The organism is Flavitalea sp., assembly GCF_035489435.1.
In the GTDB taxonomy this organism is placed as follows: Bacteria; Bacteroidota; Bacteroidia; order Chitinophagales; family Chitinophagaceae; genus DATHKG01.
On sequence record NZ_DATHKG010000027.1, the window covers coordinates 1 to 22,523 of the forward strand.

Below are 22,523 nucleotides of genomic sequence, written 5' to 3' on the forward strand. Positions count from 1 at the left end.
ATCGCCACAATGAAAGAAGACAAAATTGATGAAACACTCGTAGAAGCAGGAGCTTTATAACTGGAGCTTCATAACAAGTGCTTCATAATTTATTTTATTTTATGGCTGGTATTTTAGCACAATCGGTTAAGCTGAATACCATGCTACTGTCGAAAACCAGGGATGAAACATTTCTAAATACCATTTTCCCGTTATTTTCTTCCACATCGCCAAAACCTTCAAGCAGTTCATCGCCACGTTTGAGAAAAACAACCTGTCTCACAGAGGTGGTTCCCTCCGAATTGAATTTATAATCAGCTATGATTGTATCCCCTTTTACTGTTCCGTTAATGATTCCCGTGTTGCGATCCTTTTGAAAAAACTGGTATGTAAGTTCACCGCTTATCGCTGTATCACTGCGGGTGAAACTCAACAAAACGGTATCCCTGTTCCTGAAATTTGAATAACATATCCTGGTACCGCGTGCGAATCCGGAGGCTACGTCACTTCCATCTTTTACTGATACATCCTGGCTTGTTGTATCATTCCCTTTAACCGTGGTGGCGTCGGCTGGTTTATCATTACATGCAATAAGAAAAAGAATGCTGGTTGCAAGGAATATTTGTTTCATTGGTTCTTTTTTTTGTTTTCAAATTTTATCAATCATCACTTTGTATTGAGGATCCTCGATAATATTGACTTCGATAATGGAAGATGCGTTATTTAGTAAGGTAACACTATCAGGACTAAGATGCCGGAGATGAAGTGTTTTGTTTTGATGCTTGTATTTTTCGGTTAATTTATTAATTGCCTCTATTCCACTCATGTCAGCTATCCTGCTGTCCTTAAAGTCAATAACAACTTCAGGTGGATCACCACTTACATCAAATAGCCGTCTGAAAGCGGTTACTGATCCAAAAAATAATGGTCCATATAATTCATAATGTTTTACCTGGTTTTCGTCGGTATATTTTTTCGCACTGATTCTTTTTGCGCTCTCCCAGGCAAAGACCAATGCCGAAATGATAACTCCAATCAAAACAGCAAACGCAAGATTATTAGATACAACAACAATAATCGTGACAAGAGTTCCAACCAGGATATCATGCGTTGGCATTTTTCCAATCATTTTGAAACTTGCCCACTCGAAGGTTCCAATAGCAACCATAATCATAAGGCCGGTTAATGCTGCCAACGGAATACGACTTATAAAAGAAGAACCAAACATCACAAAAACAAGCAACATAACGGCCGCTATGATAGATGACAAACGTGCACGCGCACCTGCAGATATATTGATAAGACTTTGACCAATTAATGCGCAACCTCCCATCCCGGAAAAAAATCCGGTTATGAAATTGGCTGCGCCCTGCGCGATGGCTTCTTTATTACTTCGCCCCCTGGTGCCTGTAATTTCATCGATCAGGGTAAGGGTAAGCAAACTCTCTATAAGGCCCACACCGGCAACAATAGCTGAATACGGAAGAATAATAATCAATGTCCCGATGTTGAAAGGCACCTCCGGAATATGGAATGGTGGAAATGTTCCTTTTATCGCTGCCATGTCACCAACTGTTCTTGTATCGATATTAAACCCTATCACAAGAGCAGAGATCAGAAGTACAGCTGCTAATGAAGATGGAAAAGATTTTGTTAGTTTTGGCAATCCCCAGATCACGAGCATCGATAAGAGTACGAGCCCTGACATGATATACAAAGGCGAACCTTTCATCCAGTGTAATTCTCCGGTGGCATCTTTTACCTTGAATTGCGAAAGTTGCGCAAGGAAAATAATGAGCGCTAATCCATTTACAAAGCCAAACATAACCGGGTGTGGTACAAGCCGGATGAACTTCCCCAAACGAAAGAATCCTGCTACAATTTGAATAATACCAGCAAGTATCACCGCCGCGAATATGTATTCCGTGCCTTGTTCTTTGGCTAGTGTAACAATTACAATTGCAACAGCGCCTGTAGCTCCTGAAATCATACCTGGTCTTCCGCCGATCAACGCAGTTATCAGCCCCATGGTAAAAGCTGCATATAAACCTGTTAATGGCGAGAGTCCCGCCAATAAAGCAAACCCAACGGCTTCAGGAATAAGGGCCAGGGCTACTGTAAGGCCGGAAAGTATTTCAGTTCTGTAATTTATTTTTTGGGAAAAGTCAAACAACTTAAATATAGGCTTCATCTCTAATTAATTATCGGCCAGGCTTATCAGATCAACGAGCAAATGCCAGCCTGTTATTACCAGCTCCTGAAAGGCCGGTTTGTCATTATCAAATCCCTCAATAGTAATGTCAGAATCAAACAAAATTAATGTGCGGCGTATAGTTCTTCAAATTAAATTAAAAACATGGTTGCAAAAATCACGCACAAAACGGCCCGTAGACTGTGATCTGCAACCATCATGCAGACTCTTATTTGATTTTCGAAAACGAATCAGCTAATTTTTTGTTTTAATAGAATCAAGGAATAGTTAATGAATAAAATTCAGCAGAAACCCAATCATGAGCATGGCCTGGACAATAACCGCCAGGATGGGCATATTCATGTTAAACAAAATCATGGTGCAGATAGCCATAACGACCATATCCATGCTCACAGTGACCATGGCGATGACGACCACAGCCATGGCGACGGCGAGGTGCCAGGTTGGAAAAAGCACTGGGATCTGATACTGGCATTTACGATCCTCGCTATAATGCTTGTGATGAAGTATGCCTTTAACCTCGTATTAGCAGAGCCTTATCTTTTTATTGTAAATCTCTCTGCATATATACTGGCCGGAAGAGAAGTGTTTATGCATGCATTCAGAAAATCGATCAGGGGAGATTTTTTTAATGAATTTGTTTTGATGACTGTAGCTACGATCGGGGCTTTTATACTGGGTGAATATGAAGAAGGTGTGGCAGTCATGGTGTTCTACCAGATAGGCGAATGGTTCCAGGATTCCGCGGTCAGCCGCGCTAAACGTAGTATAAAATCTTTGTTAGAAATAAGACCCGACCATGCAACTGTTATCAGATCCGGCCAGCCTGAAACAGTGGACCCGGCACAAATAAGGCTGGACGAAATTTTAGAAATAAAGGCCGGCGAAAAAGTTGCGCTGGACGGCATTCTTGTTTCTTCCCAGGGTTCATTTGATACTGCCGCTTTAACCGGCGAAAGCAAGCCCGATACAAAATACAGTGGTGAAATAGTTTATGCGGGAATGATCAACCTGAATACAGTAGTGCAGGTTCGGGTGTCGGCGCTATTCAAAGACAGCAAACTGAGTACCATTCTTTCCATGGTCCAGGATGCAACCGCCAGGAAATCCCAGACACAACTATTTATTTCAAAATTCGCCAGGGTATATACTCCCATCGTCTTTTTCCTGGCGCTTGCAGTTTGCCTTCTACCTTATTTTTTTGTAGCTGATTATCAGTTCAGCACCTGGTTTTATCGTGCTCTTGTATTTCTTGTAATAAGTTGTCCTTGTGCTTTGGTTGTGTCTATTCCATTGGGATATTTCGGCGGCATTGGCCTGGCTTCCAGGAACGGAGTTCTGTTTAAAGGCGGAAACTTCCTGGATGTAATGGCCAGGATTGACACAGTTGTAATGGATAAAACCGGGACTTTGACCAGGGGCGTTTTTAAAGTTCAAAAAGTAGTCGCTGTTTCCATGCCTGAATCAACATTTGTTTCACTGGTGGCTGCACTTGAATCAAATTCCACACATCCTACGGCCAAAGCTATTGTGAAGTTTTCCGAAGAACCGCTAGCTTCAGGTCATTCGCCCGCAACAATCAACAGACACGCAGTCAGTGATGTTGAAGAAATTTCGGGACATGGTCTAAAAGGAAGATTAGCCGGACAATCTATCATGGCTGGCAACCTGAAACTACTCAGCAAGTTTAATATCAGTTATCCATCGTCGCTGGATGATATTGTAGAATCAATTGTGGTGGTGGCTATCAATTCAAAGTACGAGGGCTATATTACGATAGCTGATGAATTGAAAGAGGATGCGGTTGACGCGATTCGACAAATGCATGGGCTCGGTATTAAAACAGTAATGTTGTCGGGAGATAAGGAATCCGTTGTATCGCAGGCTTCCCGCTCGTTGGGCATAGACGAAGCCTATGGCAACCTGCTGCCGGAAGATAAGGTGGCGAAAGTTCAACAGTTGAAAACCCAGGGCAGACGTATTGCATTTGTGGGTGATGGGATAAATGATGCACCCGTAATCGCCCTGGCTGATGCCGGCATTGCCATGGGAGGCCTGGGCAGCGATGCTTCTATAGAAACAGCCGACATCGTGATTCAAAATGACCAGCCATCCAAAATCATATCGGCAATAAAAGCCGGAAAGATTACCAGGAACATTGTATGGCAAAACATAACGCTTGCAATGACAGTAAAAGTAATTGTACTTGGCCTTGGAGCCGGTGGTGTGGCAACTTTATGGGAAGCTGTAATTGCTGATGTAGGTGTCGCACTACTTGCCATATTGAATGCAGCCAGGATACAACGCCTGAAGATCTGATTGTTTACCGAAAGTCAGATCCCCACTGGTTATTTCCTGGCCATAATCATGTTTGGAAAAGATGTCGAAGGTTTTTATTAAAAAACCCTTGCCATTCAATCGAATTTGTTGGTGCATTGAAAATAAATTATATATTTATCGAATCTAAGGCCGAATCAAAGCTTCGTGAAAAAACTGCTCGCGCTAACACTGCTTATTGTCCATCTTTTTAATCTTACGGGATATACATTCCTATTCAGGTATCTGGGTCAGCAGGCATCCATGCAAATCACAAAACAGATCGATCAACATAGCTATAAAGATGCTGAACTCGTAGAGATAAGAATTCCTTTGAATCTTCCATATATAAGTTCCTGGGGCGATTACGAAAGACTGGATGGCGAAATCACCATCAATGGCAATCATCATAACTATGTAAAAAGAAAAATTGCCGGTGATACGCTTTATCTACTTTGTTTACCCAACAAACAGAAAGATGAATTACAGCTTGCTAAAAGCAATTTCGGCACTGATGCTAATGACCTTGACAGCAAGTCTGACAAACAACAAATAAAGAAAGCTGAGGTTTTTAATCAGTATCAAATTCAGGATATCGGGTATGCCATTACTTCTGAAATGGGTTCTCTTGTCAAATCTTATCCCGTTATCACATCTTCACTAACTTATTCATTTATTGATAAACATGGCAGGCCACCTCGATCATAAAGCTGACCCTCTCAACTTCTGATCATTAGAAACTTAAGCCATTCCATCATCCCGGTACAGGAGCATCTTCCTCGTATCGCCGGCTGTTTGGAATTTCATGAACACCTCAAAGTTCATAAACCTCAATCAAACAACTAACTCTTAACTCTTTTCAAATATGAAATACGCATCTGCGCTCATTATCGCGCTTGCATTTTGTTTTTGTGCCTATACCCAGGATCTCAAATTATCGGGCACTGTAACTGATGGTATCACCCGCGAGCCAGTGAGTAGCGCGAGTATTACCGTAAAAGGAAAAACAAACGGTACTATCTCAAACGATAAAGGTTTCTTTTCACTAAACATTTCAAAACTTAAATTTCCTTTTACAATTCTTATTTCATCCGCCAGTTATGCTGAGAAAGAATTAGTCATAACATCTAATTCTACTTCCCTGAATATTTCACTTGATCAGAAATCAGCTCTTAACGAAGTAGTGGTTTCTGCATCAAGAGTGCGGGAAAACATTTTGCAATCGCCGGTAAGTATAGAAAAAATGAACTACCAGGCGGTTAAGGAGACTCCTTCGCTCAGCTTTTATGATGGGCTTCAAAGCCTTAAAGGAATGGAAATGTATTCCGTTGGCCTGGGAATGAAAACCGTTAACACCCGTGGATTTAACGGAACTTCCAATGCCCGGTTTTTGCAACTCATTGACGGCATCGATAATCAACCTCCCGGACTCAACTTCCCAATGGGTAATCTATTTGGGGTTTCAGATATTGATGTGGAAAGCGCGGAACTTATCCCCGGCGCTGCATCTGCACTTTATGGGCCTGCAGCATTTAATGGTATGTTGAGTATTCAAACAAAGGATCCCTTCAAATACCAGGGTTTATCCGTCCATCTGAAAACCGGTTTAAATCACATTGATGAAGATTTCGCTAATCCACATGGAGTAAATGATATTGCCGTTCGCTATGCAAAGGCTTTCAATGACAAGTTTGCCTTTAAAATTAATATCGGTTATTTCAATGGTCTTGACTGGTACGCAAACAACTATACTGACATTAGTCCCGGCACCCCGGTTGCCAACCGTGGCCCCAAAAATCCTGGCTATGATGGACTAAACATTTATGGAGATGAAGTGTCAAGAACGCTACCCGGTATCGGCCTTGTTGCGAGAACCGGCTATGAAGAGAAAGACCTTATGAACTATAACACCTATAGTTTCAAAACAAACGCTTCGCTTCATTATAAAATAAACAATAATCTCCGCCTTATTTATCAATACAACCGCGCACAGGCTTTAGCAGGGTTCACCAGCAGCGCGCGTATGAATGTGAATGGCTTTGTATTACAAACGCACCGACTGGAATTAAGACATAATAATTCCTTCATAAGAATTTATAGTTCAGCTGAACGGTGTGATAATGGTTATAATACCAGGACCCTTGGACAATTTATTAACCGTTATTGGGTGAAAGGTCTTGATGGCAATACGGTTGCCCCGAATGTTGCAGACAATACCTGGTTCACAAGATATTCAACTGCCTATAATGGGGGCGTAAGTGGTGTTACTGCCGCAGATCATACAATGGCGAGGGCATTTGCTGACCAGGGAAGACTATTACCAAATACACCGGGATTCAATGATGCCAAAGATGTTATTTCAAAACAATACGGCACGCAGGGAGCAGGGATATTCAGTCATAATAAATTTTATCATGCAGATGGTCAGTATGAATTCGAAACAATAAAGGTTGTTGACCTCCTCGCAGGAGCAAGCTTCCGTTACTATGACATGAACACCAATGGAACATTGATAGACGATAAGGACCAAAAAATAACCATTAAAGAATATGGCGCTTTTGTTCAGGCAGCCAAACGCCTGTTGAATGACAAGCTCAAGTTGACATTATCTCTGCGGTATGACAAAAACGAAAACTTTGAAGGAAGCTTTACTCCACGTTTTTCCGGTGTGTATAGCGTTGCTCCAAATCATTACCTGAGGGCTTCTATTCAAACCGGGTTCAGGAACCCAACGCCGATTGATCAATACATCAAACTGAATGCCGGACCAATCACTATTCTTGGTGGTGTGCCCAACAATAGCATCGATATGAATGTTTATGAGAATTCATTTACCTCAGCTTCTGTTGCTCAGTTCGGTGGTGCCTATGCCGCTATGATGGCTGCAGGAGGCAAGACGCCTGTACAGGCAATCGAAGCAACAAAAAATCTGCTGGTACAGTCAAATTATCCTTATATAAGTCCTGAAAAACAAAATGCCTGTGAAGTTGGTTACAAGGCGCTGATAGGCCAGAGACTTTTTGTAGATGTGAACTATTATTATAGCCGTTATACAAATTTCATATTGAATGCGGTGGTGGTTCGTCCGCAGAATCCCGTGATGGCAGACGGTGCTATTAATTCTGCTGCAGCTGCTGATATACTTAACGGCGGCGTCCAAAATTTCCAGTTGTATACAAATGCTGAAGATAAAGCTTCTGCACAGGGAGTAACCACGGGCCTGACATATAACCTCGACAAGGGCTATACAATCGGAGGTAATGTTACCTGGTCATCCTTTATACTTGGCAAAGCTGATGCAACAAAAGTTGCTCCTTTCAATACCCCGGAATGGAGTACGAATCTGTCCATTGGCAATCCTGATGTCTACAAAAACTTTGGATTCAATGTTTCCTGGCATTGGCAGGATGCATTCCAGTGGTACGGACCATTCAATGGCATGAGGCCTGGCCCGGTGACAGCTTATTCATTGGTTGATGTGCAGATAAATAAAAAGATCCCCAATGCGAAGGCAATGATTAAAATCGGCGCAAGTAATGTTTTGAACAATAAGATCTACACGGCCTACGGTTCACCATCTATTGGTGGAATTTATTATGTTTCCTTTACGATTGACGAACTGCTTAAATGAGTAACTATGAACAAGACATCGAATCTATACCTGGGTGCACTGTTCACAATTTGTTTTTTGTGCAGTGTACTCGGAGGAACAGTGTCCACCCTGATGTCGGTTTACCTGCCGGTTGCAGTAAAAGATTTGCTTGGTGAAACCACCACAGATCTCAATACTATCAGTGGCTATATCAATGCACTGTTTATTTTTGGTTGGGCCTTTGGAGGGTTCACCTGGGGCGTGATCGGAGATGCGATTGGCAGAAAGAAATCGCTTCTGTTCGCTATAACCTGTTATGGGATTTTCACCATACTCACAGGCTTTATGACTAACTGGTGGGCTGTAATGCTTTGCAGATTAATGAGCGGATTTGGAGTTGGAGGAGTTGCGGTAGCATCTTATACGCTGTTAAGTGAAGTGTGGCCTCAGAAATCCAAGGCAATAGTAATCGGAATCTTATCTATTGCTTTCCCAATTGGAATATTTTCAGCCGGGTTGATCAATTATGTCGTGAGTTCTTGGCGCGAAGGATTTATGGTCGGCGTGATCCCAATGGCATTAGCAATAGTTGGCGCTATGATCATCAAAGAATCAGACAAATGGATAGCCGACAAAAACAGTCTTTTGCAAAGAGAAAATACATTCAAAACGATGTTCTCCGACAACCATCGTAAAGATGTTATCAGTAGTTCCGTGATTTATGGTACTATGTTGATTAGTCTCTGGGCAATTTTTTCGTGGTTGCCGACCTGGGTGCAAAGCCTCATAACTGACGCGGACGCACAAAAGGAAAGAGCCACTTCAATGATGCTGCTTGGAATGGGTGGGCTGGCTGGAGGTTTCTTATCCGGGTGGATAGTGAGAGCTATCGGGATCCATAAGTCAATGACAATAGGCTTTGCAACCTGCGCAGTATTGTCTTTTATATTATTCAAAAGTAACAGCGTATTCAGCCCGGTGATCTACCTGGAGATTGGGGTGTTGTCTATCTTTTTTGGACTGAATATGGGAATTATGTCATCTTATATTCCGCAGTTATTCCCCACACAGATCCGCGCAACGGCTACCGGTTTTTCGTTGAACATAGGCCGCATTTTTACGGGACTCGGAGTTTTGTTTGTTGGAGTGCTTGTTACGCTTATGGGTGGCTATGGCAACGCGTTGCTGATTTTCTCTATGATTTTTGTTTGCGGACTTATCGTTGTATTATTTGTAAAACCAAAGTAAAATTATTTTTATGGCATATATCAATGTTCCTGAAGGCGTGCCCGGTATTCGCAGCCTTGCAATGTTCAGACCTGAAACAGGCAAACATCTTTATGAACTCGCACAGGTGTTGCTTCGTGGACCATCGCCGCTAACTGAGGCGGAAAGAGAAATTATCGCAACATTTGTTTCTTCCCGTAACAACTGCAAGTTCTGTGCAAACAGTCATGGTGCAGCGGCGAAAGTTTTATTAGGTGATGGAGCGCAGTTAATGGATGATGTTATAAAAGACTATCAAACTGCGGGCATCAGTGATAAGTTGAAAGCATTATTGAACATAGCTGGTAAGGTCCAGATTTTAGGTAAAGAAGTTAAGCAGCAGGATATAGATTCGGCACGCCTCGCGGGCGCAAACGATCTGGACATTCATGATACTGTTTTAATCGCCGCAACTTTTTCGATGTTTAACAGGTATGTGGATGGGCTTGCAACCTTAACACCAAATGAACCTGGCGACTATCTTGAAATGGGCAAAAGGCTTGCAGAGAAAGGATATGCGGTGCCTCAATCTCAAACTGTTCAACAATCATAATCAATCACTAAATTTTTTGTATGGCACATATAGATTTAAAAAACGATGAACCCGGTATCCGGGGGCCCATGGCATACAGTCCTGAAACTGCAAAGCCCATGAATGAACTTGCAGAAATTTTATTAAGAAGTGAAAACAACTCGTTGACCAAAGGCGAACGAGAGTTGATCGGAACTTATGTTTCTTATCTCAATGACTGTTTTTTTTGCCAGAGTGTTCATGGCGCGATGGCCGGATATTATATGGAATGTGATATTCAGCACATAAACGATCTCAAACAAAACTTTCTGAATTCTGATCTTTCAGAAAAAATGAAGGCTTTGCTGGTGATTGCAGGTTCGGTACAAAAAGGGGGAAAATATGTAACTGATGAGCAGATTCGCTATGCCAGGGAAAAAGGAGCCCTGGATAAAGAAATCCATGATACTGTGCTTATCGCTGCTGCTTTTTGTATGTTTAACAGGTATGTGGATGGGCTGGGCACTTCGGCACCAGGGGATCCGCAAATTTATGTAAACCGTGCACCCATGCGGGCGGCACAGGGTTATATTGGTTCTGTGCCGGCGGCGGTTCATGAATAATTACCTTGCTTCATGCAGGTCTTCGAAAACCTGGTTCTGAGCCGATTAATTTAGTTAATCGGCTCATTTATTTTGGATACTTGAGCCGAATAAAAGGAACATAGGTTCAAGGCAATTACACCTGGGAACAAAAGAACTGGTACTACTTTACAAACACAAAGGCTACCGCCACCCGGTGATCTGCAGGATCTTGCAGAGAACTCTGCTTTTTATGTCTTATGTATGCCCTATGGTAAAGGATGAAGACGAAGCAATAATCAGTAGATCAAATTTCAAACAGCGTTAAAGGCACTCATATAATTCTGCAATTTATTTAAGTGAACCTCCGTATATTAGAGCAACTGTCAGCTCCATTTACCATTATCTTTTAGAGGTCACATGGTAGCAGGCTCCGATTGCTGCCATCAAAGAATTATTCCCAACGCAAAACTGACAATATGCAATTACTGAAATCACTTTCTGTTGTTTCCCTTTTATTGGTATCACTTAATTCAATTATTCCGATCAACGCTTATTCACAAAACAAGACCGTTAAAACGGATCCTAAGGTTGAGGGCTGGAAAAAAGATGTAATAAAGTCATTAGATGGCAAATTGAAAACCGCCCAGGAAATGGTAGACCAGGTTTTCAGCTTTTCTGAACTTGGTTTCCAGGAGACTGAAACCTCGGCTTATCTCACAGGAATACTGGAAAAAAACGGTTTTACCGTAGAGCGCGGTATTGGTGGCATACCCACGGCATGGATTGCAAAATGGGGAAATGGTAAACCGGTAATTGCACTTGGAAGCGATATCGATGGTATTCCTAAAGCTTCTCAAAAGCCGGGTGTTGCATACAAAGAGCCTATAGTAGAAGGCGCGCCTGGTCATGGCGAGGGACATAATTCCGGTCTCCCCTTATTGATCTTATCTGCACTGGAAGTAAAGCAAAAAATGGAGCAGCAGAAATTACCTGGCACTTTAATGATCTGGCCCGGCGTTGCAGAAGAACTGGTCGGTACCAAGGCCTGGTATATAAGAGATGGATTTTTTAAAGATGTTGATGCCTGTATATTCACCCATGTCGGCAACAATCTCGGTGTATCCTGGGGTGATGCCGGAAACAACGGTCTCGTCTCTGTTGAATTTACATTTGAAGGCAATTCTGCTCATGCTGCCGGTGCACCGTGGCGGGGGAAAAGTGCTTTGGATGCAGTTGAGCTAATGGATATTGCCTGGAACTTCAAAAGAGAACATCTGAAACCGACTCAACGTTCGCACTATGTGATTACTGATGGCGGCGATCAGCCAAATGTAGTGCCTTCCAAAGCTTCAGTATGGTACTACTTACGTGAAAGAACATACGAAGATATTAAGTCGATGTATGATGAAGCGGTGCTTTACGCAAAATCAGTAGCTACCATGACAGGGACAACAGTTAGTTATAAACTATTGGGGACTGCATGGCCTGGGCATTTCAATAAGGCGATTGCAGAATCGGTTTATAAAAATATTCAGACCGTTGGTTTGCCTGTTTGGGATTCCGCTGATCAGCAGTTTGCAAGGGCGGTACAGAAGCTCGTAAACGCTCCGAAGAAAACACAGCGTGGTGAACCAATTGACGGCCTTGCGAAAAAGATCGATACGCTTAGCGGGCCCGTGCAATTTTCAATGGGTGGCGGTAGCGATGACATTGCCGATATAGCCTGGAATGTACCGACAGTAGTGGTTCGTTATCCTTCAAATATTCCAGGCACACCTGGCCACAACTGGGCTGATGCGATGGCGATGGCTACGCCGATAGCTCATAAAGGAGTATTGGCAGGATCAAAAGTAGTGGCTGCTACATTGCTGGATATGTTAACTGATCCGAAGATCATATCAGATGCATGGACCTATCACAAAAATGTGCAGACAAAGGAAACAAAATACGTATCATTTGTTCAGCCAGATGACAAACCGGCAATTCATCTTAATAAAAAGATAATGGATGAATACAGACCTTTGTTAAAAAAATATTATTACGATCCCTCTAAATACAAAACATATCTTGAACAGCTCGGAATAACTTATCCGCAGTTGCAGAAAAAAGCTTTTTGATTATTATAGACCACTAAGTTGCAGCAAAAAGGTTTCTGACATCATATACCGTCACTGAGCCTTCATAATTTCTAAGAGCATACATATTCCTGGGGGCAGATGTTCATCGCTAAGTGACTTTCACTTAACGATGAACATCTGCTCCCATTTTTATTCAGACAATTTTGAACCGGCGCTGACCGAATCTTTTTCCGCAGATTTTGAAGCCGGTGTATTCCATTCCCTGATTTTATTAAAAGGAAGTTTTAATAGATACCCGATGGTCAATTCCGATTGATCACTATATGAAGGCACGCCAGTCACAACCAGGTTCTGATCGACATTCAGGCGAACAGTTTTATGTATCCGGTCCCACCATGAAAAAACAACTGAATAATTGCTATCCGTTTGTTGCCTGACAACAGAATGATGAATACCATGCATCCGGGGCGTCACTATAACCAGGTTCAATATTTTTTCCAAGCGAAACGGCAGTCTCCAATTGCTATGATGAAATTGAGTCGCAGCTTCAAAAACGATTTCATAAATCAAAACCAGTTCCGGAGTAGCGCCAGTCAACAGAACAACCGCGCCACGAGAAAATACTGATCCTATCAGCTCTCCGAAATGAAAACGAAAAGCAGTAGTTATGTCAAGGTCAGGGTCCGTATGATGCACCAAATGAAATCTCCAGAGAAAGCCAAGCTTATGATTTAAAAAATGCCAGATGTAATTGCCATAATCAAGTAACAGGAAAGCAATGCAGCTTTCTGGCAAATCAGGCAAATCATAGAGATAGTTTAATCCAAATCGAAATTCCTGGTTTGCAAAGGCAATCCATACCATAGCCGGAAGCAAAAGAAAACGTAGCAATGTGAAAGCCGGTATTGACACAACCGAGTTGGTGATAATCCGCCGCCATCTATTACCCACTCTTTTCCGCAATTGAAACCTGGACTCCAATACGAAAAGTACTACGAAGATAACAAGCAATACAGGGATGCCTATGGTATCAAAAATATAGTGGATCATTCAACCAAAAAATTTAAATGCGCCTTTTAATATTTTTTTTACTGTTGAATTAAGGCTTGACTCTTTTAGTTTAACAACCAGCTGTTGGTTAATTCTTGCGGCAACAGGATAAGGATAAATTTTATCAAAAATTGCATTCACAGAGATCCGGCTTGTATTCGCCAATATCAGTTCCTGGACCAGTTCACCGGCACCAGGTGCAATCATTGTTCCACCGAGAATTTTTTGATTACCAAATAGATTCTTAGGGGTCAGGTATAAAATAAGCCTGGCATATTCAAAATTTCCTACCACGGCCCGGTCATCCGTATTGAAAGTCTGTTCTGCTTTCAGGTGGCGAATCTTTTTTTCGTTTAACTGCTTTTCGCTAAAACCAAAGGTAGCCAGCTGTGGATCAGAAAAGGTGACCCAGGACATATGCCGGTTATCGAGCTTTTTTTTGAATGGGGAAAAGAAATTATTGATCAATATTCTTGCATGAAATTCCGCAGCGTGAGAAAATTTCAGATCACCGGCAACATCACCACAAACGAAAACATTTTTGTTGCTTGTTCTGAGGTACTTGTCTATAACTATCTTTTCATCGTGCACCCGTATACCCGCTTTTTCCAGGCATAGCGTTTTAAAATTCAAATCCCGGCCGACAGCGGCGAATACCGCGTCGAACTTAAATGTATAACTGTTTCCATCATGGCGTTTTATGACAGCCTCGGTACCAGACAAGAATGCTTCAAGCCTTGCATTTAATTCAACAATAATTCCCTCTTCCCTGAGTTTGGCAAGCAGGATTTCGGCAATTGCCTGATCATCGCGATCCAGGATCATATTTCCACTATGTATGAGTGTGACCGCCGTTCCCAACCTGCTTAAAGCCTGGGCCATCTCAACACCAACAGGCCCGCCACCTATTACTAATAACTTTCCTGGCAATGACTCCAACTCAAATACATTTTCATTATTTAAAAAACGCACTTTTTCGGATCCAGGCACAATGAGCCTGGAAGGAGTTGAACCCGTCGCGATAACAATTTTTTTCCCGGAGTAGGTCTGACCATCCACTTCCACTTCGTTTTTGCCAGCAAACGATGCCATTCCGAGTGCCACCGAAATCCCTTGCTTTCTGAGCCAGTCTGCATTTTCGTGCTGACGGATCGACTCTTGTTTCGAATGAACATAAGCGATCACTTTTTGAAAATTAACGCTGCCCGCAACTTCCAGGCCAAAGCCGGAAGCCAATCTTGCCTTGTTAATAATTTCAGCAACATGGATCAGCGCTTTGCTTGGAACGCAACCATCGTTCAGGCAATCACCGCCAATATCCCTGTCAGTTTTGGACATCATCAAAACCCTGAAACCGGCCTTATTCATAAACAAGCCGACACTGAGTCCAGCTGAACCTGATCCTATAATAATGATATCGTATTGCTGCACTGGCATGATGATCGTTTGCTTCTTTTTTTGTGGTGCTTTTGCTATAGCTTGTCTTGTTTTATGAGTTTGCGATATGTGGTAAGAAGTTGTTGTTGTGAGTAACCGAGTTTGTACATAAAAAAAATCAGAAAGAATACAGCCTGAGTTTTATAGATGCCGTTTGCCAGGTACTTTCTTGCGGAGGTTAACACGGGCAACCTGATAATAACAAACTTTGATTTTTTCCTGATTCTTTTGACCAGTTCATGATCCTCCATTAAGATATGGTCCTCACGAAAACCATTTTTTTGACCGAAGAGATTTTTCCTGATAAATAAACTCTGATCACCGTATCTGAAAGCATCGAGGTCAAATCTTGTAAACCAACAGAGCGTTTTCAGGAACCAGTGATCATGATCAAAAGCCAGCATGAAACATCCGGCATCGGCACCAGCGCTAAAAGACCTTGCAATATCTGTCGAATATCCATGCGGCGGCGTGGTATCAGCATGAATGAAATATAACAGTTCATTAGAAGCAAGGCCAGCGGCAAAATTCATCTGTGCCGCCCGGCCTTTACGCGGTGAACTTACAACAAAGCTATTGGTTAATTTGGCTACCCTTATCGTATCATCTGAACTGCCCCCGTCTGAAATGATTATTTCAGAAATAAGTTTGTCAACATCGCGTTGCCTGATAAGTTCGACGGTAGCGGCAATATGATTTTCTTCATTATATACAGGTATGATGACACTAATCATAGATCCATTCATTCAATGGTTTAAGGGCGAGAAGGTCTTTCTCAGTATCTATGTCTGACAATTCTTCCATTAACAAGTTTGAAAGTCTGCTTTGGGCGCATGCAAGCAACGTCTGTTGTAACACCTGGTCTGTGCTCCATGAAATGTTATCAAAAAGACCTGGATAAAGTTTTTTCATGCCCAGCAGGTAGTACCCGCCATCCCTGGCCGGGCCTATAACAATATCATGATTATTTAAACTGTCAAAGGCCGCGGTTATTATTGCGGGCGATAGTTCAGGGCAATCTGTTCCGATAATTAGCACCCTGCTATAACCCTGAGTAAAAAGATCTGAAAAAGCATTTTTCATTTTTTCTCCAAGCCCTGCACCCGACTGTAATTTTTTTGAGTAGATGTTGTTGCTCCAATTGTCATCGGGTTCTATCGAATCTGAATAGAAGATAAATTTCGGTACGGGTAACTGATCTGTAATTTCAATTGTATAATGAATCAACTGTTTGTAAACTGCCAGTGCCTTATCGTTTCCTATAGTAGTGGCGAGCCTGGTTTTTACCTGGCCATGAATGGGATTTTTTGTGAAAATGATGAGCGCCTCGTCCATAACAAATTTAGGTTGACAGATGCTTTATCGTATCGTAAATAAGTTGTGATAGCACAAGATCGGCCTTCCCGGCAACGGCAATAATTTCACCGATATTAACCGGTTTCAAATTATCGGGATCGCATTCATCCGTTACCACAGAGATGGCAGCACAAGGGAGTTGCATATGACTAGCTGCAATAACTTCCGGTACTGTTGACATTCCCACCAGGTCAGCGCCGATTACCTTGAGGTAACGATATTCTGCCTTTGTTTCAAGATTTGGACCATTTACGGCAGCGTAAACCCCTTTTGAAAGTTTAATACCGAGCCGACCCGCCTCTTCAAGAATAGCGGCTGATAAATGTGCGCTGTATGGTTCGCTCATGTCCGGAAAGCGGCCTCCCAGTTCGTCAAAATTCTTACCGGTTAACGGGTTTCCTGTCTGCAGATTAATATGATCTTCTATCAACACCAGTTCGCCTTTTTTATAATCCAGGTTTATCCCGCCTGCCGCGTTGGAGAGAAACAACTGCTTTATTCCTAACAATCGCATTACGCGTACAGGAAAAACTATTTCCTGTAAACTATATCCTTCGTATGCGTGCAACCGGCCCTGCATAATGAGCAGGTAATGATTGTCGATTTTGCCATAAACAAGGTTACCCTTATGAAATTCCACTGTTGATACCGCGAAGCCCGGAATGCTGGTGTAGGGTATTGTTTCTATCACATCAATCAGGTTGATGATATGATGCAGGCCGGTGCCTAACACCAGGCCTGTTGTTACTTGTTCTATACCAAGGCCGACTAAATAATCCTTTGCTTCAATTAATTTTTCCATCCCGTTGTCCTATTAATTTTCGATCTGAGTTTAATAGCTGTTGCAGCGATAGCCTCTTTGTTTAACAAAATCATCAGGTCACGACACCGCCGCAGCTGGAACCTGCACCGGCAGTACATCCGAAACAATGCTGACCAATAACAATATTACGCTTCTGCAGGCTTTCATCGTTGAATTGTGATATATGGTTCAGTGAATGATCAACCTTTAATTCGAGCATCTGGTTAAAATCGCAATCATATAAGAATCCATCCCAACCAACAGAAATAGTGTTCCGGCACATAACATTAGCTGCAGCGGCGGGATTGAATGCGTTGGCAAGTTTTTCCATGTATTGTTCATAGTTGCCACTTTGCAGTAGGTAGTCGAGGAACCGACTTATAGGTAGATTGGTGATTGCATAAAGATTGTTAAAGAAAATATTGAAAGTTGACTTGAGTGCCATCTTGTATTCCCTGGTGAGGGCATCCTGGGATGGGGGCAAAAAAGCACCTGCCGGATTATACACAAGATTCAGAATTAACCCGGTTCCTTCGATACCATAACCTGTTTCATTCAACATCTGCAAAGCCTTTATACTGTCTCTAAAAACACCTGACCCTCTTTGCCTGTCAGTTCTGTCCTGGGTATAAAATGGTAGCGAAGAAACTACCTCAATGTTATGTGATTTGTAAAAGGCGGGAAGATCATTATACTTTTTGTTAGCAACTATGATGGTTAGATTGCAGCGGACAATCACATGCCGTTTAAGTTTTTTAATCTCATCAACGAACCATCGGAAATCAGGATTCAATTCAGGTGCACCCCCGGTCAGGTCGACTATCTGAAGGCCAGGATTATTTTCAAGAGCCTGCAAACACTGAAGCATAGTGGTTCTTGTCATAATCTCTTTACGATCAGGACCGGCATCTACATGGCAATGCTTACAAACCTGGTTACACATCTTTCCGACATTAACCTGCATTATCTCCAGTGCTAACGGCGCCAGGGGAAATAATCTGCTTTCCAGTAATTTTTGCTGGAAGGGAACAAGGTTGAATTCGCCAGAGCGGCCACGCATAAGTATCCCCTGCTGAACCCTGGCATCAGCAAGTATATTATGTTGTGCCTGGAGTGATTTAATCATTACATCGCAATTTCCTTTACTTTATTCATCATCTGAACCCCGTGTACCAGTGAGGCTCCGCCACGTATTGATGCTGCTACATGAACCGCTTCCATCATCTGTCCTTCACTCCAGCCCTTTTCAAATGCATCGCTGCTATATGCGTCTATGCAATAAGGACATTGCACGGCATGTGACACGGCTAAAGCAATCAATGACTTTTCACGGGCGGTTAATTCGCCGTCTTTGAATACTTCGCCATACCAGGCAAAAAATTTTTCTCCCATCGCTTGCTGAAAGTCTGTGATATTACCGAATTTCTTCAGATCAGCCGGGTTATAATAACTATTGTTCATGTTTGACGAATTTCGTTTAATCTATTTAACTACATCTGTTTAGCTAAATCTGCTTAGCTACGTTTGCTTAACTACATCTGCTTATACAAACCGCAACATCATAAGTTGTAAACTCGCCTGAAGGATATTTGTCTGATTCATCTTCTGATCTACTGCCTGTAGCCATAAATCTTTTTTGCTTTATTTGGATCCGGGGTTGATGGCAGCTATTACTGACTTCAATAGTTCGGTTTCGCCCCAATGACTTGCGCGGGTCAGTCCCAGCCTAACTACAACCAATTTTTGTGAGGGTATTACAAAAATATTCTGTCCTTCATAACCATCGGCATAAAACATATCGGCCGGCAGTTCCGGGTAAAGCCTGTTAACCGGATTGTTTTTTGCACCGGCGTTTAACCACCATTGCAATCCGTATTCACCCTGTTCGGCGGCATTGGAAGGAGTGGTCGTTTGCTTAACCCAATCTTCAGGCAAGATCTGTTCTCCATTACTTTTACCATTATTCAAATATAATAATCCAAACCGCGCCCAGTCCCGGGCAGTGGCATAGCAAAATGAAGATCCGATAAAAGTGCCTGAGGCATCGGGTTCCATCACAGTGTTGTACATACCCAGCTTATAAAAAAGTTTGCTATATGGAAATGAATGATATTCCTTGTCGCCAACTGTTTGCCTTATGATCCTGGAAAGAATATTCGTGTTGCCACTGCTATAACGAAAATCTTCACCGGGACGTTTATTATAAGCCTGGGAAGCGGCATATACTGCCGCATCCCCTTCTATAAAAAGCATTTTATTGGCATGTGAACTCATATCATATCTTTCCTCGAAATCAAGTCCTGTTGGGTTCGCTAAATTAACTGGAATAAATTAACTGGGAAAGCAATTAATTATTTGATCGAAGTTGAAATTTAGAGGAAGTATAACTTGATCGGGAATTATGACTTGTTTGGGAAGTATAACTTGATAGAGAAGTATTACTTAATTGGGAAGTATTACTTTGATTGCTAAATATGACTTAATAGAGAGGTCATTATTTTTGATTAAGCACATTTATGAACCGGATATTTCAATAAGTTTTTCTTTCCGATTGGTTCGCTTTTTGAAAACCGTTTTATTCGGGCATCAAATGAGTGAAGGTATAAGCTGATGTTTGATATTAAGGAGGGCGAAAATGCACATTTTTTGCCCTCCTTAACCCTTCAAGGGCGATTTCTGTCCTTGAAAATTATTCAAAAAAATAATGCGAACGCGGTCACCATCTGCGCCGTCAAACATTCCAATACATTTTTGGTGTTGGTGTTCAATACAAGTTTGCGTTTCGCCAATTGTGGCGGAAACAAAAATGAAAGTAGTATTATCTCAATAATATTTTTCCCTGGCTAATATAGCCCTGGGGTGTTACTAACTGGTAAGCATAAACGCCGGGTGGATAATTGCTCAGATCAATGTTCAGGGCCGATCCTGCATCGGCCGTGTTTACCTTATGTGTTTGTATCTTTCTGCCGCTTCCATCGTGAATAGTCAGGTTGCCATTATTTATTTTTCCATTTATGTTGATACGAACCTGCCTGGCAGATTGATAAGCCAGTGCTACTGTTATGTTGTTGCCCGGGCCCTGGTTTACCAGTAACACTTTAGATGCTGTTTTATGGCCTTCACGATCCACCTGTTGTAAACGGTAAAAGTTCTTTCCGTTCAGGGGATTTTTATCAGGGAATACATAAGACTTAGACGAGATAGAATATCCTGCGCTGTTAACGTTGCCAATAGGAGTATAATTAATTCCATCTGCGCTTCTTTCAACTATAAAACGATCAGCGTTTTCTTCCCCTGATGTGGTCCATTTTAATATTACTTCGTTTCCACTTTTGTCCGCTTTGAAGCTTGATAAATTCACATCCAGGATCACGAAACCGCCATGTATCCAGAATTCGCCGAGGGTGTTGGTCGTAAATTCAAGGTATTGCACTCCATGATCTGTACCTGTAGTGATAGCTGCTGAGGGAATGAATTCAACCGTTCCGGCGGATGTATTATAGGTTCCATCTTCACCCGGTCCGGTATAATTTGTTACGTTGAGATCGGCTACAGAGAGTATAGTCGGATCTACGAGTCTTAAAGCCAGCAATTCCAAATTCGTAATGTAAAGACGCACCTGAACCGGAGCAGATGGCGTAACTGCGGAGCCCACTACAAAATGTCGCGCCAGGTAACGCTGCCCGGTAAAAACAGTGCCTGGCACAAGATCCACATAAACCGAACTTGTGACTGCTCCTAAGTTATTTCCGTTTGATTTTACAGATGCGATTACGTTGTTCGTTGTCGAGTTGTAGACGGTTTTCCAGGTACCATTATCACATACGTTGTTGGCGAATAATGTAATTGGCACAATACCGGAAAGTACCAGGACGGGCGTTAAATTTCTATATACACCAACTGTACCGGTGGAATTGCTTGTTACAGCTGCATCCACCTTCCCGTCATTGTCCACATCATGCAATGCTACGCCAAGAGCGTTATTACCCGCTGGAAAACTAACCATCGGGGCAAACGAAATTGTTCCAGGTACAGAGGTGTTGCGAAAGCCGGTTAATCTTGCGCTGGATGCTGTATTGCTTGACGCTGCCATCTCAGGCCTTCCGTCGCCATCTAAATCGGCTAAAGCAATTTCACGCGGACTGGTGCCTGCAGTATAATCCGTTTTAGGTGATATCGATATAGTGCCTGATGCTGAAGTATTGCGAAAAACCGAAACAGAGTTTGAGCTGGTATTTACTACGGCGATATCCTGCTTTCCATCGCCATCAAGGTCTCCAAGTGCCACAACCCTTGGAGCATTGCCAGTGGTCGCAGTGACGGGAACATCAAATGTGAAAGCGCCGCCTGCAGGAGAATTGTTGCGGTAAACCAATATCCTGTTTCCTATTTCGTCAGACACAACCATGTCCGCTTTTCCGTCTGCATTCATATCGCCTACCGCTAATTCCCTTGGTCCGGTCAAGCCGGTATTATGTATCTGCCTTACAAAGGTTGGGGTTGCACCGACCGTTGTATTGCGAAACAATGCTACAGAAGAAGTACTGTAATTGGCAATAGCAATATCTGGCTTACCATCCCCATTCATATCATGAATTACCACCCCCAATGGATTAATGAATCCCGATGGCGGCATCACATCCCAGGTAGCAATATCTACCCTGGTTGCAAATGTTATGGTTGAGCCAACTGTAGTATTAATAAATATTGAGATGTCCATCGAGTTATAATTACTAACAACGATATCCAATTTACCATCTCCGTTTAAATCGCCGGTTGATATACCAGAGGTACCGACACCGGCGGCAAATTCGAGCTTGGTGGCAAACAATGGCAATCCCGGCAGCGAGAGATTTCGGAATACCGAAATATCACCGCTACCAACGTTTGTTGCAATCATATCGGCTTTTCCATCATCATCCAGGTCAGAAAAAATAACAGTCCTGGTAGTTGTACCTGTAGCATAGTCAGTTCTCGTTGACAGTGAACTTGCATCAAAGGGTGCGCAGCCGGAAAAAGTTGTTGTAAAAGGCAAAGCAGAGTAGCCAGTTAGTTTGCTGGTATTGTTCAAGACATTTATATACTCAAAGCCGGTACCCGAAGGCGATGAGACAGTAAGAGTAGTTGCGGTAGCCGAAATAACATTCGCTCTGACAACACCGAAATGTACAATATTGTCAGAAACTGTGGCATTGAACCCAGTACCGGTAATGGTAACAGTTGTGCCGATAGGTCCATTAAGAGGAGTAAAACTTGTGATTGAGGGGGTTTGCGCACCAGCTATCTTGATGAGAAGCAACAAACAGGTTGTAATTACTGCGAAAAAATTCTTCATAGGGT

The 22,523-nt window shown here is 42.4% G+C and carries 18 protein-coding genes; 7 read left to right on the top strand and 11 right to left on the bottom strand.

Features of this window, described 5'->3' with window-relative positions; genetic code table 11:
• Window positions 1-94: 94 nt before the first annotated feature.
• Window positions 95-610: a hypothetical protein gene (locus VK664_RS04765; RefSeq protein WP_461397472.1), complete on the bottom strand. Its 516-nt coding sequence runs from the start codon at window positions 608-610 to the stop codon at window positions 95-97.
• Window positions 611-628: 18 nt separating this feature from the next.
• Window positions 629-2,170 (bottom strand): SulP family inorganic anion transporter, encoded by a 1,542-nt coding sequence (locus VK664_RS04770; RefSeq protein WP_461397473.1) that lies wholly within the window; start codon window positions 2,168-2,170, stop codon window positions 629-631.
• Between the two features lie 291 nt (window positions 2,171-2,461).
• On the opposite strand from VK664_RS04770, the gene VK664_RS04775 reads away from it, so the two are divergent.
• The 7 genes from VK664_RS04775 (at window position 2,462) to VK664_RS04805 (ending at window position 12,577) form a co-directional block, all read left to right on the top strand.
• On the top strand, window positions 2,462-4,510 hold the full coding sequence (locus tag VK664_RS04775; protein WP_461397474.1) for a heavy metal translocating P-type ATPase: 2,049 nt from the start codon (window positions 2,462-2,464) through the stop codon (window positions 4,508-4,510).
• A gap of 165 nt (window positions 4,511-4,675) precedes the next feature.
• The gene (locus tag VK664_RS04780) at window positions 4,676-5,215 is read left to right on the top strand and encodes a hypothetical protein (protein ID WP_461397475.1); all 540 of its coding nucleotides are present in this window, start codon (window positions 4,676-4,678) and stop codon (window positions 5,213-5,215) included.
• A gap of 157 nt (window positions 5,216-5,372) precedes the next feature.
• Entirely contained in the window at window positions 5,373-8,138 is a 2,766-nt protein-coding gene (locus VK664_RS04785; protein WP_461397476.1) for a TonB-dependent receptor, read from the top strand.
• Window positions 8,139-8,144: 6 nt separating this feature from the next.
• A complete protein-coding gene (locus VK664_RS04790) occupies window positions 8,145-9,347 on the top strand; it encodes an MFS transporter (protein ID WP_461397477.1) in 1,203 nt (400 codons plus the stop codon).
• A gap of 10 nt (window positions 9,348-9,357) precedes the next feature.
• On the top strand, window positions 9,358-9,918 hold the full coding sequence (locus VK664_RS04795; protein WP_461397478.1) for a carboxymuconolactone decarboxylase family protein: 561 nt from the start codon (window positions 9,358-9,360) through the stop codon (window positions 9,916-9,918).
• Between the two features lie 20 nt (window positions 9,919-9,938).
• Entirely contained in the window at window positions 9,939-10,499 is a 561-nt protein-coding gene (locus VK664_RS04800) for a carboxymuconolactone decarboxylase family protein (protein WP_461397479.1), read from the top strand.
• Between the two features lie 437 nt (window positions 10,500-10,936).
• A complete protein-coding gene (locus VK664_RS04805; RefSeq protein WP_461397480.1) occupies window positions 10,937-12,577 on the top strand; it encodes an amidohydrolase in 1,641 nt (546 codons plus the stop codon).
• A gap of 150 nt (window positions 12,578-12,727) precedes the next feature.
• On the opposite strand, the gene VK664_RS04810 is transcribed toward VK664_RS04805, so the two are convergent.
• From VK664_RS04810 to VK664_RS04850, 9 genes are all read right to left on the bottom strand, one after another.
• Window positions 12,728-13,588 (bottom strand): sterol desaturase family protein, encoded by an 861-nt coding sequence (locus tag VK664_RS04810; protein WP_461397481.1) that lies wholly within the window; start codon window positions 13,586-13,588, stop codon window positions 12,728-12,730.
• Window positions 13,589-15,025, bottom strand: a complete 1,437-nt coding sequence (locus VK664_RS04815) for a dihydrolipoyl dehydrogenase family protein (protein WP_461397482.1) — start codon at window positions 15,023-15,025, stop codon at window positions 13,589-13,591.
• A 35-nt stretch (window positions 15,026-15,060) separates the two neighbouring features.
• Entirely contained in the window at window positions 15,061-15,771 is a 711-nt protein-coding gene (locus VK664_RS04820; protein WP_461397483.1) for a TIGR04283 family arsenosugar biosynthesis glycosyltransferase, read from the bottom strand.
• Window positions 15,752-16,360, bottom strand: a complete 609-nt coding sequence (locus tag VK664_RS04825; RefSeq protein WP_461397484.1) for a TIGR04282 family arsenosugar biosynthesis glycosyltransferase — start codon at window positions 16,358-16,360, stop codon at window positions 15,752-15,754. The genes VK664_RS04820 and VK664_RS04825 overlap by 20 nt, the downstream gene beginning before the upstream one ends.
• A gap of 7 nt (window positions 16,361-16,367) precedes the next feature.
• Window positions 16,368-17,183, bottom strand: a complete 816-nt coding sequence (locus VK664_RS04830; protein WP_461397485.1) for a purine-nucleoside phosphorylase — start codon at window positions 17,181-17,183, stop codon at window positions 16,368-16,370.
• 73 nt (window positions 17,184-17,256) lie between these two features.
• Window positions 17,257-18,309, bottom strand: a complete 1,053-nt coding sequence (gene arsS / locus VK664_RS04835) for an arsenosugar biosynthesis radical SAM (seleno)protein ArsS (protein WP_461397486.1) — start codon at window positions 18,307-18,309, stop codon at window positions 17,257-17,259.
• Window positions 18,309-18,644, bottom strand: coding sequence for an arsenosugar biosynthesis-associated peroxidase-like protein (locus tag VK664_RS04840; protein ID WP_461397487.1), 336 nt, complete (start codon window positions 18,642-18,644; stop codon window positions 18,309-18,311). The genes arsS and VK664_RS04840 overlap by 1 nt, the downstream gene beginning before the upstream one ends.
• Before the next feature lie 180 nt (window positions 18,645-18,824).
• Window positions 18,825-19,457, bottom strand: coding sequence for a serine hydrolase domain-containing protein (locus tag VK664_RS04845; RefSeq protein WP_461397488.1), 633 nt, complete (start codon window positions 19,455-19,457; stop codon window positions 18,825-18,827).
• A 544-nt stretch (window positions 19,458-20,001) separates the two neighbouring features.
• A complete protein-coding gene (locus tag VK664_RS04850) occupies window positions 20,002-22,518 on the bottom strand; it encodes an FG-GAP repeat domain-containing protein (protein WP_461397489.1) in 2,517 nt (838 codons plus the stop codon).
• Window positions 22,519-22,523: the final 5 nt, after the last annotated feature.

Bases quoted from the DNA above. Each gene is read 5' to 3' on its own strand.
- VK664_RS04810 (WP_461397481.1), bottom strand. From the start codon at position 13,588: ATGATCCACTATATTTTTGATACCATAGGCATCCCTGTATTGCTTGTT.
- VK664_RS04785 (WP_461397476.1), top strand. From the start codon at position 5,373: ATGAAATACGCATCTGCGCTCATTATCGCGCTTGCATTTTGTTTTTGT.
- VK664_RS04800 (WP_461397479.1), top strand. From the start codon at position 9,939: ATGGCACATATAGATTTAAAAAACGATGAACCCGGTATCCGGGGGCCC.
- VK664_RS04825 (WP_461397484.1), bottom strand. From the start codon at position 16,360: ATGGACGAGGCGCTCATCATTTTCACAAAAAATCCCATTCATGGCCAG.
- VK664_RS04845 (WP_461397488.1), bottom strand. From the start codon at position 19,457: ATGAGTTCACATGCCAATAAAATGCTTTTTATAGAAGGGGATGCGGCA.
- VK664_RS04815 (WP_461397482.1), bottom strand. From the start codon at position 15,025: ATGCCAGTGCAGCAATACGATATCATTATTATAGGATCAGGTTCAGCT.
- VK664_RS04775 (WP_461397474.1), top strand. From the start codon at position 2,462: ATGAATAAAATTCAGCAGAAACCCAATCATGAGCATGGCCTGGACAAT.
- VK664_RS04795 (WP_461397478.1), top strand. From the start codon at position 9,358: ATGGCATATATCAATGTTCCTGAAGGCGTGCCCGGTATTCGCAGCCTT.
- arsS (WP_461397486.1), bottom strand. From the start codon at position 18,309: ATGATTAAATCACTCCAGGCACAACATAATATACTTGCTGATGCCAGG.
- VK664_RS04770 (WP_461397473.1), bottom strand. From the start codon at position 2,170: ATGAAGCCTATATTTAAGTTGTTTGACTTTTCCCAAAAAATAAATTAC.
- VK664_RS04830 (WP_461397485.1), bottom strand. From the start codon at position 17,183: ATGGAAAAATTAATTGAAGCAAAGGATTATTTAGTCGGCCTTGGTATA.
- VK664_RS04820 (WP_461397483.1), bottom strand. From the start codon at position 15,771: ATGAATGGATCTATGATTAGTGTCATCATACCTGTATATAATGAAGAA.
- VK664_RS04805 (WP_461397480.1), top strand. From the start codon at position 10,937: ATGCAATTACTGAAATCACTTTCTGTTGTTTCCCTTTTATTGGTATCA.
- VK664_RS04790 (WP_461397477.1), top strand. From the start codon at position 8,145: ATGAACAAGACATCGAATCTATACCTGGGTGCACTGTTCACAATTTGT.
- VK664_RS04765 (WP_461397472.1), bottom strand. From the start codon at position 610: ATGAAACAAATATTCCTTGCAACCAGCATTCTTTTTCTTATTGCATGT.
- VK664_RS04850 (WP_461397489.1), bottom strand. From the start codon at position 22,518: ATGAAGAATTTTTTCGCAGTAATTACAACCTGTTTGTTGCTTCTCATC.
- VK664_RS04840 (WP_461397487.1), bottom strand. From the start codon at position 18,644: ATGAACAATAGTTATTATAACCCGGCTGATCTGAAGAAATTCGGTAAT.